General features: G+C 40.5%; 16 protein-coding genes and 1 tRNA gene. 11 read left to right on the forward strand and 6 right to left on the reverse strand.

The window, feature by feature from the left end; all coding sequences use genetic code 11:
• Entirely contained in the window at positions 1–648 is a 648-nt protein-coding gene (gene yihA, locus PAARA_RS07925) for a ribosome biogenesis GTP-binding protein YihA/YsxC (protein ID WP_062568510.1), read from the reverse strand.
• Between the two features lie 283 nt (positions 649–931).
• On the opposite strand from yihA, the gene PAARA_RS07930 reads away from it, so the two are divergent.
• The 3 genes from PAARA_RS07930 (at position 932) to PAARA_RS07940 (ending at position 3431) form a co-directional block, all read left to right on the forward strand.
• Entirely contained in the window at positions 932–1564 is a 633-nt protein-coding gene (locus PAARA_RS07930; RefSeq protein WP_062568511.1) for a c-type cytochrome, read from the forward strand.
• A gap of 752 nt (positions 1565–2316) precedes the next feature.
• Positions 2317–2919 carry a Der GTPase-activating protein YihI gene (yihI, locus tag PAARA_RS07935; protein ID WP_062568512.1) on the forward strand — a complete coding sequence of 201 codons (603 nt, stop codon included), beginning with the start codon at positions 2317–2319 and terminating at the stop codon, positions 2917–2919.
• Entirely contained in the window at positions 2916–3431 is a 516-nt protein-coding gene (locus tag PAARA_RS07940; protein WP_062568513.1) for a DUF2489 domain-containing protein, read from the forward strand. The genes yihI and PAARA_RS07940 overlap by 4 nt, the downstream gene beginning before the upstream one ends.
• 72 nt (positions 3432–3503) lie before the next feature.
• Here PAARA_RS07940 and hemN read toward each other — a convergent pair whose 3' ends face one another.
• Positions 3504–4877, reverse strand: coding sequence for an oxygen-independent coproporphyrinogen III oxidase (gene hemN, locus PAARA_RS07945; protein ID WP_062568514.1), 1374 nt, complete (start codon positions 4875–4877; stop codon positions 3504–3506).
• 271 nt (positions 4878–5148) lie between these two features.
• Here hemN and PAARA_RS07950 point away from each other — a divergent pair.
• The 3 genes from PAARA_RS07950 (at position 5149) to PAARA_RS07960 (ending at position 6331) form a co-directional block, all read left to right on the forward strand.
• A tRNA-Ile gene (locus PAARA_RS07950) sits at positions 5149–5225 on the forward strand.
• Positions 5226–5387: 162 nt separating this feature from the next.
• Positions 5388–5912: a hypothetical protein gene (locus tag PAARA_RS07955; protein WP_062568515.1), complete on the forward strand. Its 525-nt coding sequence runs from the start codon at positions 5388–5390 to the stop codon at positions 5910–5912.
• Positions 5909–6331: a hypothetical protein gene (locus PAARA_RS07960; protein WP_062568516.1), complete on the forward strand. Its 423-nt coding sequence runs from the start codon at positions 5909–5911 to the stop codon at positions 6329–6331. The genes PAARA_RS07955 and PAARA_RS07960 overlap by 4 nt, the downstream gene beginning before the upstream one ends.
• A 137-nt stretch (positions 6332–6468) precedes the next feature.
• Here the strand turns inward: PAARA_RS07960 and galE are convergent, their stop codons facing one another.
• Positions 6469–7482, reverse strand: a complete 1014-nt coding sequence (gene galE, locus PAARA_RS07965) for a UDP-glucose 4-epimerase GalE (RefSeq protein WP_062568517.1) — start codon at positions 7480–7482, stop codon at positions 6469–6471.
• A 211-nt stretch (positions 7483–7693) separates the two neighbouring features.
• Between galE and PAARA_RS07970 the strand changes: the two genes are divergently transcribed.
• Positions 7694–8197: a DUF3016 domain-containing protein gene (locus PAARA_RS07970; RefSeq protein ID WP_062568518.1), complete on the forward strand. Its 504-nt coding sequence runs from the start codon at positions 7694–7696 to the stop codon at positions 8195–8197.
• A gap of 134 nt (positions 8198–8331) precedes the next feature.
• Here the strand turns inward: PAARA_RS07970 and PAARA_RS07975 are convergent, their stop codons facing one another.
• Entirely contained in the window at positions 8332–8622 is a 291-nt protein-coding gene (locus tag PAARA_RS07975) for a hypothetical protein (protein ID WP_062568519.1), read from the reverse strand.
• Positions 8623–8694: 72 nt separating this feature from the next.
• On the opposite strand from PAARA_RS07975, the gene PAARA_RS07980 reads away from it, so the two are divergent.
• Positions 8695–8907, forward strand: coding sequence for a hypothetical protein (locus PAARA_RS07980; RefSeq protein ID WP_062568520.1), 213 nt, complete (start codon positions 8695–8697; stop codon positions 8905–8907).
• Here the strand turns inward: PAARA_RS07980 and epmB are convergent, their stop codons facing one another.
• Complete coding sequence (gene epmB, locus PAARA_RS07985) at positions 8908–9921, reverse strand: EF-P beta-lysylation protein EpmB (protein ID WP_062568521.1); 1014 nt, start codon at positions 9919–9921, stop codon at positions 8908–8910.
• Between the two features lie 41 nt (positions 9922–9962).
• On the opposite strand from epmB, the gene efp reads away from it, so the two are divergent.
• Both efp and epmA read left to right on the forward strand, forming a co-directional pair.
• Positions 9963–10529, forward strand: a complete 567-nt coding sequence (gene efp, locus PAARA_RS07990; RefSeq protein ID WP_062568522.1) for an elongation factor P — start codon at positions 9963–9965, stop codon at positions 10527–10529.
• Between the two features lie 67 nt (positions 10530–10596).
• Complete coding sequence (epmA, locus tag PAARA_RS07995) at positions 10597–11571, forward strand: elongation factor P--(R)-beta-lysine ligase (RefSeq protein WP_062568523.1); 975 nt, start codon at positions 10597–10599, stop codon at positions 11569–11571.
• A 69-nt stretch (positions 11572–11640) separates the two neighbouring features.
• On the opposite strand, the gene PAARA_RS08000 is transcribed toward epmA, so the two are convergent.
• A complete protein-coding gene (locus tag PAARA_RS08000; protein WP_062568524.1) occupies positions 11641–13740 on the reverse strand; it encodes a TonB-dependent receptor in 2100 nt (699 codons plus the stop codon).
• Between the two features lie 151 nt (positions 13741–13891).
• On the opposite strand from PAARA_RS08000, the gene PAARA_RS08005 reads away from it, so the two are divergent.
• Entirely contained in the window at positions 13892–14281 is a 390-nt protein-coding gene (locus PAARA_RS08005; protein WP_062568525.1) for an acyl-CoA thioesterase, read from the forward strand.
• Positions 14282–14330: the final 49 nt, after the last annotated feature.

The raw sequence follows: 14330 nt of genomic DNA on the forward strand, positions 1-14330 counted from the left end.
TTACGCTTCTGGTTGTTCTTCAGACTCAGGTGCTTGAGCTTCAATTGGTCCTAAAAACCACTCATCTAGCTTTTTAGCAACTTCAGGTAAGCCTGTGCCTTTTAATGAAGAGAAGGCATGAACTGTAATATCACCCTCTAAGCTACTTAACTCACGGCGAACGTGTAAAACTTGCGCTTTACGTGCGCCTTGTTTGAGTTTGTCGCACTTGGTTAATAGTGCCAGCACTGGAATTTCACTGCCCACAGCCCAGTCGATTAAGTCACGGTCTAAATCTTTTAACGGATGGCGAATATCCATTAAAACAACGATACCTTTTAAGCTTTGACGCTTTTGTAAGTATTCACCTAGCGACTTTTGCCATTTTTTCTTCATTTCGATAGGAACTTTAGCGAAACCGTAACCCGGTAAGTCGATAAGGCGTTTATCGGCATCAAGTTCAAAGGTATTGATCAACTGAGTACGACCTGGTGTTTTAGAAGTACGTGCTAATTTTTGATCTGTTAAGGTATTGAGGGCACTTGATTTACCCGCATTCGAACGACCAGCAAACGCGACTTCAATCCCCGTATCAGCAGGTAAGCGTGAGATATCAGGTGCGCTAGTAACAAAGGACGCAGTATTATATTTGATACGAGATTTGAGCACAGGCTCTCCTAGTCTTTTAAAAATAATGGTAGTCAGTGGCCTAAATCCACTCAAGGCTCGTATTTTATACTATTAAAGCAGCATTCAAAAGCGTATTTAAGAGTGCTAAGCTGGCTTTGAATGAGGAAAATTTCTAGGTAGAAACTTAATCTAAGTCAAATCCCTATAAATTATGAGCTTAATGTGGGCAGAAAACGTGCCAGAGAATTTATTATCGTGTAGAATATAGAAATCACAACATCCATATTGTAGATGATACAGGGTCGGAAACAGAGAATTCACCATGAAAAAAATAGCACTATCTTTAACTATATTGCTTGGTACGTTGTCAGCAAGCAACGCAACAGCATTTGATGGCGATGTAAACGCAGGTAAAGAGAAATCGGCAACGTGTGCGGCTTGTCACGGCCCAGACGGTAATGCACCGGTTACTATCTACCCTAAAATTGCAGGCCAACACGCAGATTATATCTATAAACAATTACAAGAGTTTAAATTAGGTATGACATCTGGTGGCAAAGAAGGTCGTATGGATCCAGTCATGAGTGGCATGGCAATGCCACTTAGCGATCAAGACATGAAAGATCTAGCAGCTTACTTCTCTTCTTTAAATATGTCTGAAGGTACAACACCTAAAGATGTAGTCGAAGTAGGTCAACAGCTTTATAAAGCAGGCGATGCTGAGCGTGGCATTCCAGCATGTGCGGCGTGTCACGGTCCTCGTGGTAACGGCACGTCACTTGCTAAATTCCCGAAAGTTTCGTTTCAACATCCTGAATATATTAAGTCGCAACTTGAAAAGTTCCGTGATGGCACGCGTAATAACGACTTAAACGGTATGATGCAAGACATCGCTAAAAAACTAACAGATAAAGACATCGAAGTGCTTTCAAAATACTTAGGTGGCTTACACTAAAGTCTGATTGCGAGCTGTATTGCTTCGCACTAAAATTTATTTAGTTTGGAAAAAGCAGCGTAAGCTGCTTTTTTTATCTTTATCCTGTGTCGAAATATCCTACTCTTGTGTGAGACATTGACCATACCTTGGTGTGAGCTAAGTCTTATTTTTATTTTATCTTTAAATGTAACTTATTGTTATTGAATGAAATGAGCTTGTTTCAATATCTTCAATGTGAGAAAAGTTATATAAATTAGTTGTAACAAAATTATTAATAAGTAAATTAACCACTGTCGCTGAAACAATAAAACAACATGGACAATGTTAATAAGGAAAGTCATTGCGGCGAATCTTTAGGGGTAGACACTGGTTAGGTGTCCTAAAGGAAATAACAAAAAAGTGTCAGGATTGACCGAGAATAATAAAAGCTCATGGAAGTTTAATAATAAAAACAAAATGGAATGCTACACGGAAGGTAAAAATAATAACAAAATGGAAAACAATAATAATAAAAATAATAAAGACTAAAAAAGTCGAAGGGAGAAGTGTCCAGATAACTGGCGCTCAGATTAGTAGGCGGTAGAGATGTTTTCTCTACCGCCTTTTTATTTGTCCTGTTACAATAGCCCCCGTTTATACGATAAGTATAAAAAGTGCGCAGGTTATCGTGTTGACCAATATCATCCGCACACACCAAATTCTTCTGGTTATGCCAGCATTACAATGCCTAGAGGCGTTGTGCACAACCTCTTAAGTGAGACGATCAAGATATGAGTAGAAAGAAAAAGTCGCGTAAAATTCCATCGAATGGTCCAGTACGTCTAAGTAAAGAAAAGCTTAGAGAAATGCGCGCATTAAAAGAGCAGCGAGTAAAGAAAACAAAAGGGGCAAAAGCCGGTACTCGCAATGCACCTGATGCTTTAAAAGATGATAAAGCGACAACAAACAGTCAGCCTAAAGATAAGCGAACGGGCAGTAAAAAGCCTGTTTCATTGGTGGCACCAAAAGCTGAACCAAAAGTTGAAATGAAACGTAACTTAAAACCAATGGTTGAGCTCAAAAAGGTGAATGAGCCTGAGTTAACGCCAGAGCAAGAGTTAGAAGCACTTGAAAGTGACGAGCGCCTGCTTAAGCTTGTTGAGCGTCATGAACGTGGCGAGTTACTAACAGGCAAAGATGCCAAATACTTTAACAGCCGTATTGCGCGTCACCAAGCGCTCTGTGAGCTTTTAGGTATTGAAGATGAAGATGATGATTACGAAGACGACTTTGAAGATGACTTTGACGCTGAAGGTGAGTCTGATTTTGATAAGTACCTATCAGATGACTTAGCCAACGAATGGTTTGATGAAGACGATGAGGATGAGCGATGAGCACGAGCTTGATTATTGCCATAGTAATTGGTGCGGCAATTATCGCAGGGCTTGCGTTTTATGCAGGACAACTTCTGTATAAATTAAAAGAGCAAAATAAGCTGATCGCCAAGAAGCAGGCTGAGCATGAGCAGCAGCTTGCAGCATCAAAAATGAAACGTAACGCAAAATTGGCTGATAGCATTCACTTGATAGCGCGTGCTATGAATGAAGAGCAGTGTGAATTTTCAGAAGGCTGCTTACGTATCTGGGTATTGATGTCTCAATACAGCTTTGCTGAAGAGTTCGAGCTGAGTGAGCGCTATCCTGGCATCTTTAAAATGTACGAAGTGGTCAAAGATATGCCAACTCACGATGCCCGTAAAAAATACTCTAAAAAAGAGGTTTTCAAGATGGATACAACTCGTTGGCGTGCAGAAGAGCAACATAGCGACGAGATAAAAGCAGATTGTGCACGTTTGATCGAAGAATTTAAAGCTGCACCTGGCAGTGAAAACGTCGTATTCAATTAAGCGGGTTGGTAAAGCCGTTATAAAAAAGCAGAGCACTTTATTGCTCTGCTTTTTAGTTTGGGCGTGAAAATATCAAATAACCCGTGAAAAACGTGTTTGTTTGATTTGTTGTTGTAAGTGCGCATCAAAGCACATACAAATAATACGAATAAATAAGTTACCACGTGCAGTGACCGTGATTTTATCTTGGCTAACTGACACTAAACCATCAGCACGTAATGGCTCGAGAGCGAGTAGAGCTTCACTGAAATAGCTTGTAAAGTTAATTTTAAACTGCTGCTCGATTACAGGAATATCAAGCTCAAACTGACAAATCAGTTGTTTTATTACAGCTGCACGCAAGGTATCGTCATCACTGAGTAAAACACCTTTACATACCGCGCTGCCAAAACCTTCTTGCACAGCTTTATAATAGTGCTTAAGCTCTTTTTCATTTTGTAAAATGGCATTGCCAATTTGCGAAATTGACGACACACCTAAGCCTAATAAATCACATTGACCATGCGTGGTGTAGCCTTGGAAGTTGCGGTGTAACTGACCTTCGTTTTGTGCAATAGCGAGCTCATTATCTTTACGGGCAAAGTGATCCATACCGATAAACTGATAGCCTGCAGCTAACATCTGCTCAAGTGTATTTTTAAACATTGTGAGCTTGTCACTAGCAGACGGTAAGTCGGCATCCTTAATTTTACGCTGCGCTGCAAATCTATCTGGTAAATGAGCATAGTTAAATACCGAGACGCGATCTGGGTTTAATTCAATTAACTGCGCAATCGTCTCTTTAAAGCTCTCTGGAGTTTGTAGTGGCAAACCGTAAATCATATCTGCATTAATTGATTTGAAGCCAAGCTTACGAGCCTCACTGATTAAACCTTTTACTGACTGCACGCTTTGCGGGCGATTAACTGCCAGCTGTACAGCATCATTGAAATCTTGAATACCAAACGAGACACGATTGAAGCCAAGCTTGCGCAGGTGTACTAGCATGTCATCAGCTAAAGAACGAGGGTCAATTTCAATACCGCGCTCGGCATCATCAGCAAAATTAAAGTGCTGCTCAACCAATGCCATTAAACGGCTCATTTGCTCTGCCGATAGAAAGGTTGGTGTTCCCCCCCCTAAATGCAGTTGTTCAACGCTATAATCAGCAAATAGCGTTGCCTGCTCAGCAATCTCAAGCGCCAAGTTATCCAGGTATAAATCGGCTTTCGATTGATGACGAGTGATCACTTTATTACAACCGCAGTAATAACAAAGCTGACTGCAAAATGGGATATGGATATACAAAGATAAAGAACGGCTCTTCGAGGCCGCAATCGCATTGATCATATCTTGTTGTTTATAACCATCAGCTAAAGACAATGCAGTGGGGTAAGAAGTGTATCTAGGCCCAGAAATATTGTATTTGTTGATCAAAGATTGATCCCAGCTTGGTAAATTTATCACAGTCAGCACTCCGCAATTAATAGAGTGACCATTTTAACGAGTTTACTCATTCTGCTATTTGATCTAGGACAATATCGACGCCTACAAACTAGCCAGCATAGCAGAGGTAATTGAAAAATAGATAAGTTTACTATTTGAGCAGTTAGAGTATTGATTGTTAAAATAAAGAGTTTTGCTAGTGACAAGGCTAAAAAAAGTTTTTATACTGCAACCCGCTTTAGAGACTTATGTCTATAAACGCATCTAAAAAATTAGCTTTCGCTAATAGCATGGCCCCTTAGCTCAGTTGGTTAGAGCACACGACTCATAATCGTTAGGTCCCCAGTTCAAGTCTGGGAGGGGCCACCATTTTTACAAGCTTTCCCAGTAAACACCTACTAACAGAAACTACCCAAACTATTTTTAAAATAATTTACGAGCTGTATTTGCTTTTGACCAACAAGAACATTCAAGTATAGAAAGCAATCAAAAATTGATGTACCCTTTTTCTTTTATTAACGAGGGAATGTTATGTCAACTGAAAAAATGATCGAACGAAATATAGGTGTATTGCGCGATAAAATCAGAAATGCAGATACAAAAACCGTTATGGGCTGTGTTGCGATTGCAACGAGCGCGGATATGTTATCTGGTGCAAAACTATCTAAGTCACAATACAGTCATATTGTTAATAGCCCTCAGCGATGTAATTTAATCAAAATCGCTTTATATAAAGATTTAACTAGATTAATAACAGAGAAAGCTATACCCAAATTATTATCTGCTGCAGATCCAACTTCAGATTTATCTAAAGTAGCTTTTATGTCCGAAGCATCAGCTGATGCCGCTGGCGAGACTTTAGAATTAAAAACTGGTATACCTGCATTTAAAACAGCAGCTGTTTTGAATGCATTAAGTGCAGGTATTCAAATTAAAACCATGTGGGATATACAGGCGATTGAAAGTAGCTTTGCGCAAAGCCCAGTGCAGTTTGAAAAGTTATTCGCCGATTGGAGAAGCTGGAATATCGCAGAGCGTTATCAGGTGGCACAATGAAAAAGTTTTTAGTTTTATTATTACCAAGTACATGCTTTGCACAGTTTTCAGATTTATCTTTGTGTGAGGATAAGCAAACTATGCTAGGTATGGACTTTTATGATAAGTGCGTAGGTGTAGCAGACGCATCTGTACATAAATTAAAGTCTGATATAACAGCGAAGCAACTTTATGATTACATCACAATGGGCATCAAAGATGTGAACGCTTTGGAAAAACACCTTTCTGATGACTTGATTGGTATAGTGCACGCATTAATATCGATTGACCCAAACCCGCTTTATTACACGACTGTTGGTAATAATATTTTAGTGAACACAAGAGAAGGGCTAAATATTTTTGAAAAGCATGATGGCTACTGGTTGCAAAAGTTAGTATCAAATAGACCTCGTGAGGAATATGATTCATCCGAAAACTAATTCAATATTGAATAACCATTTAAGTAAACCTCACTCATACAGCTTGAGGTTTAGTGTAGATTAAAAATTATTCGCCGCTTAAAAAGCCGGTACAAACACCGGCTTAAAAACATATTTAAAGCGCTAATACTGGCTGATTACTTATAACCATTAGGGTTATTGCTTTGCCAACGCCACGTATCTTGCATCATTTCATCAATACCTCGCTCAGCTTGCCAACCTAGTTCATTGAATGCCTTTTCAGTTGCAGCATAACAGGCGGCTATATCGCCAGAGCGACGTGGTGATATTTGGTAAGGTACGGCTTGACCACTGGCTTTCTCGAAAGCGTTGACCATCTCTAGTACTGAATAGCCGTTTCCTGTGCCAAGATTATAAATATGGGCGCCTGTATTATCGGCAATGCGTTCTAGTGCTTTTAAGTGACCTAACGCCAAATCAACCACATGGATATAATCACGAACACCGGTACCATCTTTTGTATTGTAGTCATCGCCAAATACGCTGAGTTTTTCGAGCCTTCCTACAGCAACTTGTGAAATATACGGCAACAAATTATTTGGAATATCATTAGGGTCTTCACCAATGAGGCCTGATTTGTGCGCCCCTACAGGATTGAAGTAGCGTAGTAATGCTAGGGCAAAACGGTCATCTGATTTAACAATGTCTTGCAGTATCATTTCAACCATAAGCTTAGATGTGCCATATGGGTTGGTTGTGCCACCCACAGGAAAATCTTCACGAATAGGTAAACTCGCAGGGTTACCATAAACCGTTGCAGATGAACTAAAAACTAATTTGAATACACCTGCATCACGCATGGCATCCACTAATGTAAGGGTACCTTGTACATTGTTTTGATAGTACTCAATAGGTTTAGCAACAGATTCGCCTACAGCTTTTAAACCAGCAAAGTGGATGACGCTATCAATGTTATGATGCTTGAAAATCTCATCAAGGCATTCTCTATCTTGTACATCACCTTGATAAAAAGTAATTTCTTTTTCAGTGATTTGCTTAACGCGTTTAAGCGATTCGTTGGATGAGTTACTTAAGTTATCAAGAACAATAACTTCACTGCCTTGTTGGAGTAGCTCTAACACTGTATGAGAACCGATGTATCCAGCTCCGCCGGTGACTAAAATGGCCATAAAAGCTCTAAGATTAATACGTGGTTGAATAGCCTCTATTTCATCATACTTTGTAGCAAAATTATATTCTAAATTTACAATAGTAAGGGGTGTCTATTGTCTTGCTTTGGGTTACATTTTATACCATATTGGTTACAAGTGAACGATGTGGTTAAGCTATAGTTAAAGGTGGCTGTTTAGTTTATATAACCGTATTTCGATGGAGAGAAAGATGAATACATTAAAGAAAATAACTCTCGCTATGATATTTGTATTGCCAGCCTTCACCTATGCGGGAGAGGCAACGGTAAAATGGCACGACTTTGATGATTATCGGGATGTACGCCCAGGGAATAACTCAACTAAAGGATCATTTCATAAAAGCGTAGCGAACAACCTTGAAAAACACTTTAGCAAGCTTGCTGAAAAACTACCAGAAGGGTATACGCTTAATGTTGAGGTGACGGATCTTGATCTTGCTGGTGATGTTCGTTTTGGTTCGATGAACGAACTGCGCATTATTAAGCCAATTTATTTTCCTAGAATCGATTTAAATTATTCAGTGACAGACAAAAGTGGCAAGGTATTAAGCGAGGCCAGCGATGTAAAACTCAAGGACATGGGCTTTATGGATCGTATGAAAATGGGCCGTGATGAAGCCTATTATTACGATAAACGTTTGATCACTGATTGGTTTGAAGATGAGCTATTACCATCATTAAACCTTGGCGAGTAATCACTAAAAGCTGTAAGCCGTCAGCCATCAGTTAGGCACGGCCAAGCAAGCTTGACGTCTACGTTTGATGTAGGCGTGAAATTTATTTCGCGCGATAGCCTCTATTTACAACAAATGAAATAGAGGCTTCTACGTTACTTAAACGTCGCTAACAGTTGTAATAACTGTTGAAGCTTAATAACTGTTTTTTTCAGTTTTTCTTCGTCCATCCCGTCGTTGCTTAAGCTTACTACATCAGCAGCAACATCGAGAACATAAGGTTTAAAGCGTTTGGCTTCAAAATCAAAGCCTGCATCTTTTGCAAATAAGGCTTTGAATTTGCCATGGCCTTGCTGCTGTAAATCATCTAATTTTTTATCGGCATCAAGTGCCTGACGATAAACGATTTTTAGGTTAGCATTGAGTTGTTCAATAATTGAATCCATTTTTTTCCTAAAGCTTTAGACTGCAATGCCGATATAGTACGTGGATTGTTATAAAAAGTCAGGTAGTGAACTATGAATATATCAGGATCAAATTTACCGGCAATGAGTGGCGGTGGTGAAAGTGCGGAGCTTTATAGTGCTGCTCTTGCAAAAAAACAGCAAAAAGCTGAAGGCGCTGCTGCACTTGCTCTTATTGAAGGTGCTGCAGTAAATTCGAGCGCCGCACAAACACCTGCAAAGTCTGTAACCGCAACGTTGGGTAATAACATAAACGTATATGTGTAACTAAACTAGATTGAGGTCGATAGGAGTTTTACTTTTTTCGCCACCGATCTCTCTAACTAGTTTGGGTACTAAAAACCCAGGTAATGCTGCTAGCATGTCTGACATTATTTGTTTTGCTAGTTGCTCAGGTATATCAAAATGACTCGCCCCTTCCACTTTATCGAGTAGGTGCAAGTAATAGGGCAGTATGTCAGCATCGAATAGAGCCTCACTGAGGGCTATTTGCGCCCTTGCTGTATCATTCACATCTTTTAATAACACCGCTTGATTTAACAAAGTGACCCCCACTACTTTTAGCTTTTGCATAGCAGCTTTAAAGTCATCATCAATTTCGTTTGCATGATTAATATGGTTGATAAACACCACTTTTAAAGGTGATGCTGCAAAACGGGCACACAGCTCATCGGTAATTCTTGCAGGGATCACCACAGGCAAGCGGCTATGAATACGTAGGCGTTTAATTTGTGGAAGCTGTTCTAACTCATCCATAAACCAACTAACAGCATCGTCTTTGGCCATTAATGGGTCGCCACCACTTAAAATAACTTCGTTGATGTTGGTATCTGCTTTTATATAGGCGAGGGCTTCAATTAAACTGCGCTTATTCAATTGATTTTCTTGATACGGAAAGTGGCGTCTAAAACAATAACGACAATTGACCGCACAGCCTGTTTTAAACATGACCAAAACACGAGAGCGATACTTGTGTAATAAACCAGGTTGGTCGTTATCTTGCTCTTTTAATGGATCTTTGTCGTATCCTGTTTGTGCTAAAAATTCTTGGTGCCTTGGCATCACTTGCAGCAAAAGTGGGTCGTTGATGTCGCCATAACGCATTTTTTTGATAAAAGGCTGCGGCACGCGGACAGGAAAAAGACTGCGTGCTTTGAGGTCTTTTTCGTCTACTTTGCTTGATAATCCTAGCATTTTTAGCAAGCGTTCAGGGCAAGTGACAACATTTGCCAATTCTTTTTGCCAGTTTTTATGCAAATTTACTTCATTTCTTTGTATCATTGACACGTAGATTACTCGAAATTATTTAGACAGAGGAAACGATGGCGAATTATAGCACCAATGAGTTCAAGGGCGGCCTAAAAATTATGTTAGACGGCGAACCTTGCAGCATCTTAGAAAATGAAATGGTAAAACCAGGTAAAGGCCAAGCGTTTAACCGTGTTCGTATTCGTAAACTTATCACAGGTAAAGTACTAGAAAAAACATTCAAGTCAGGTGAAACAGTTGAAGGTGCAGACGTAATGGATACAGATTTAGCGTATCTATACACTGACGGTGAGTTCTGGCACTTTATGAACAACGAAACATTTGAGCAAATCGCTGCTGATGAAAAAGCGCTTGGCGACAATGCAAAATGGTTAGTTGAAAATGACGTGTGTACAATCACACTTTGGAACGGTAGCCCAATCGCTGTGACACCACCAAACTTTGTTGAATTAGAAATTACTGAAACAGATCCAGGTCTAAAAGGTGATACAGCGGGTACTGGCGGTAAACCAGCAACATTAAGCACAGGTGCTGTTGTTCGTGTTCCTCTATTCGTTCAAATCGGCGAAGTGATCAAAGTTGATACACGTAGCGGTGAATACGTGAGCCGTGTTAAGTAATAGGCTTAATTAAGCAATTTATTATAAAATCCCAGCTTCTGCTGGGATTTTTTTTGGGAATCACTTTATGTCTAATGTCCTTTGGCAACCAAGCGCCGATATTGAAACATTACGCGAGCGCGCTGCAATCATTCGCTGCATTCGTGAGTTTTTTTACACTCGTGATGTGATGGAGGTTGAAACGCCCAGCCTTAGTGCTGCCAGTGTAACCGATGTGCATTTAGCCACATTTAGCACAGAGTTTGTTGGCCCAGGCCATGCTGGTGGCTTGCCATTGTATTTACAAACGTCGCCTGAGTTTGCCATGAAGCGTTTACTTGCTGCGGGCTCTGGTGCTATTTTTCAGCTTTGTAAAGCATTTCGAAATGAAGAAGCAGGAAGCCATCATAACCCTGAATTCACAATGCTTGAGTGGTATCGCCCTGGTTTTGATGAATTTGCGCTTATGGATGAAATGGATGAGCTTATGCAATTAGTGCTCGGCGTAAAACCCGCAGAGCGACTAACTTATCAGCAAGCCTTTATTAATGCATTAGCTGTAGACCCTTTAACGGCTGATATCAGCACATTACAGCAACTAGCAACGGAGCAGGGCTTTGCCGATATTGCTGCGCATGAAACACATCGCGATACCTTGTTGCAGCTATTATTTTGTATGAAGGTAGAGCCAACGATTGGCCAAGAAAAGCCTTGTTTTGTTTATCATTTTCCGGCTTCGCAAGCCGCTCTTGCACAAATTTGCCAGCATGATGAGCGGGTAGCAGGGCGCTTTGAGTTATATTTTAAAAATATGGAACTGGCAAACGGCTTTAATGAACTAACGGATGCTAAAGAGCAGGCTGCTCGCTTTAAAGAAGATAATCAATACCGTGAAGCGAATGGCTTAAAACAAGTGCCAATGGATGAGCGTTTAATAGCTGCACTTGAAAATGGGTTACCACAATGTGCTGGTGTGGCACTGGGAATTGATCGACTCATTATGCTGGCAACCAAAAAGCAAAAGATTAAAGACGTGATTGCCTTTGATGTTGAAAGGGCTTAATTGTAGGAGCGGGTTTCCCCCGCGATTTTCGTTGATTTTAAAAGCGCGACATAAAGTCGCGCCTACGGTTTATAGCTCGTAAATAAATGTCACACCGGCAACCATAGGTTCGCCAAGTTGTGTGTATGTGTGAGTCGCGTAACCATCTAATGGGTCGTTACCAAACTCAAAACCACGAGTTGGTACGTCTTCGTCAAATAAGTTACGTGCCCATGCATTAATGCTCCAATTATCACTTTCATAACCAAACGAAGCATTCACTAAATTAGTGCTTGGCGCTTTTGAGTTGTGGCTATCAGAGAAGTAGTAATCGTCTTTGCCTTCTACACCAATTGATGCGTAAAGTGCTGGCGTAAAGTTATAGCGCGCAGTGAATGCATATTGGTATTTAGGTGCTTGTGCTTGGTCACGACCATCTTGATCAAGGCCTGATTGTGCAACAAAGTCATTAATTTCAGTGTGTAGATAACCCGCACTACCAGTGAGTAGCAGATTATCGGTGGCTTGGAAGCTGCCTTCAATTTCTAAACCGTAGTTTTCGCCAGAGCTTGCGTTATCGATATAGCCTGTGAACTTTTGACCTTCAACTTGCCATGATTTTAGCTGCATATCTTCGCGATACATGTAAAAAGCGGCGAGGCGTAATACAAATCTATCGTCAAGTGAGCTGCCTTTCACACCAAACTCACCGCTCCATAAATATTCAGGGGCAAATGATGTGTGATTCGCAAAGAAATCAGCATCTAGATTTAAGCCTTCATCTTTTGCTTTTGCCAGTGCTTCAGAGTTAATACCGCCCGCTTTGTAGCCACGAGTAATACTGGTGTAGATCATGGTGCGATCAATCACTTGGTATTCAAGTGCAAGCTTACCACCTACCATGACATCATCGGTTTCTTCAATAAAGCCATTGTTATCAATGTAGTCGCCTTGGTATTGCTCAACGCGCAGACCCGTAATTAAGGTTGTTTTTGGTCCTATAGGGGTTGCTACTTGACCATATGCAGCGATGTTGCTGGTTTCATAATTTGAGGTAAATGGTTGTGTCAGCCATGTGTATTGGCGTTCTAAATCAACTTCACGACCTTGATAATAAATGCCCGCTACCCATTCGCCAGACTTGCTATTAAATTGCAGTTCGGCCGCTTGATCTTTACGATCGCGCAAGTAAGTATCTGTTGAGCTATAGCCCCACTCATGTAAACCTGCGGCGCAAAGCTCTGGCTGAGCTTCATCATTACACACCCAATCTTCGTCAAAACTGTAAAGTAGCTCACTGTCGATACCTGACACATTAAGGCTTACATCAAATAAATCGAAGCCGGTGTACGTATTGGCAAGGCCAACTGCAATGCTTTCTTGGTTATCTTCGCCAGGCTCATCAGCAACACTGTAACGGCTATTATCGAGTGTGAATGCATCGTAGCCATTATTAATATCAATATAGTGAACACTCAGTTCTGTGCGTAAGTTATTTGTTAGCTGGCTGTGTAATTTAAAGCGAGAAACGAGCTCGTCTTGTTGCTGGGTATCTTTATTTAAATAACGGTTTTCAACATAACCATCAGACTCTCGTTGATAAATGCTGGCGCGCACTGCGGTGTCGTCGGTAATACCCGTGCCGGCAGCAATACCTGCCTCATAGCTGTTGTAGTTACCTGCGCCAAGCTGCACTTTTACACTTGGATCAAGGGTTGGTGCCGCTGATTCCATTTGAATCATACCGGCAAGTGCATCAGCACCAAAGCGTGTGCCTTGTGGTCCACGGTAAATTTCAACTTGGTCAACATCAAATAATAATGAACTACCACCAAGGCCAGAGTAGTTAATACCGTCGATCACCAAACCTACGGATGGGTTAATTGGGTCAACAAACTGTGAGCGTAAACCAACACCACGAATTTGCACATAACGACCACGTGATGCGCCAGACGTAAAGTTTACATTCGCGGCACTTGCTAGCATCTCATCTAAAAACTTAGCGCCTCGCTGATTGATCTCATGATCAGAAAATAAGCTGGCGCTGGCGCTAAGTGTTTGAATACTTTCTTTTTGGAAATCACCAGTGACTAAAATTTTTTCTAGCTCACCGTCTTCAGCATAAGCGATTGTTGATGCTGCAAATAATGGCAAAATAGCAGCAGATAATAATGATAAACGTCGTTTCATGCGGTTCTTAACTCCATTTTAGGGACTGCTATTCTAGCAAGCCTGCTGGCCAAATGGCTATTGCTACCCAAACAAAGTGAATCTTTAGGTTGTTTAGGTATTTATGATATAAACGCAGGCAATTATACGTAAATTGATTAGGAATACGACTATGACCTTTAAAGTTGACTTTAAAGTGCGAGATTATGAGTGCGATTTACAAGGCATTGTTAACAACAGTGTGTATTTTAATTATCTTGAGCACGCACGTCATGAGTTTTTACATGCTAAAGATATCGATTTTGCAAAATTAGCCAAAGAAAAAGTGAATCTTGTAGTGCTTCGCAGTGAAATGGATTACAAAGCCTCTTTAGTACCTGGCGATGAATTTTATGTTGTGGTAGAACCTGAGCGAGTTAGTCGACTAAAGTTTGCTTTTAGACAAACTATTTATCGTAAATATGATGATAAAGTTATGCTGCAAGCATTTGTAATTGGCACGTCAGTTAATGAAAAAGGTCGTCCTTTTTTACCAGAAGAAATCGATAAGTTATTCAAATAACCCGTGTTGTTCTATAAAGAGCTAGCTTAGAACATTTTTTTACAGATAA

The organism is Pseudoalteromonas arabiensis (assembly GCF_001550155.1).
Classification (GTDB): Bacteria; Pseudomonadota; Gammaproteobacteria; order Enterobacterales; family Alteromonadaceae; genus Pseudoalteromonas; species Pseudoalteromonas arabiensis.

Coding starts and splice junctions, on each gene's coding strand:
- PAARA_RS08000 (WP_062568524.1), bottom strand. CDS start 13,740: ATGAAACGACGTTTATCATTATTATCTGCTGCTATTTTGCCATTATTT.
- galE (WP_062568517.1), bottom strand. CDS start 7,482: ATGGCCATTTTAGTCACCGGCGGAGCTGGATACATCGGTTCTCATACA.
- yihI (WP_062568512.1), top strand. CDS start 2,317: ATGAGTAGAAAGAAAAAGTCGCGTAAAATTCCATCGAATGGTCCAGTA.
- PAARA_RS07970 (WP_062568518.1), top strand. CDS start 7,694: ATGAATACATTAAAGAAAATAACTCTCGCTATGATATTTGTATTGCCA.
- PAARA_RS07940 (WP_062568513.1), top strand. CDS start 2,916: ATGAGCACGAGCTTGATTATTGCCATAGTAATTGGTGCGGCAATTATC.
- PAARA_RS07955 (WP_062568515.1), top strand. CDS start 5,388: ATGTCAACTGAAAAAATGATCGAACGAAATATAGGTGTATTGCGCGAT.
- PAARA_RS07930 (WP_062568511.1), top strand. CDS start 932: ATGAAAAAAATAGCACTATCTTTAACTATATTGCTTGGTACGTTGTCA.
- efp (WP_062568522.1), top strand. CDS start 9,963: ATGGCGAATTATAGCACCAATGAGTTCAAGGGCGGCCTAAAAATTATG.
- PAARA_RS07975 (WP_062568519.1), bottom strand. CDS start 8,622: ATGGATTCAATTATTGAACAACTCAATGCTAACCTAAAAATCGTTTAT.
- PAARA_RS08005 (WP_062568525.1), top strand. CDS start 13,892: ATGACCTTTAAAGTTGACTTTAAAGTGCGAGATTATGAGTGCGATTTA.
- epmB (WP_062568521.1), bottom strand. CDS start 9,921: ATGATACAAAGAAATGAAGTAAATTTGCATAAAAACTGGCAAAAAGAA.
- epmA (WP_062568523.1), top strand. CDS start 10,597: ATGTCTAATGTCCTTTGGCAACCAAGCGCCGATATTGAAACATTACGC.
- PAARA_RS07980 (WP_062568520.1), top strand. CDS start 8,695: ATGAATATATCAGGATCAAATTTACCGGCAATGAGTGGCGGTGGTGAA.
- PAARA_RS07960 (WP_062568516.1), top strand. CDS start 5,909: ATGAAAAAGTTTTTAGTTTTATTATTACCAAGTACATGCTTTGCACAG.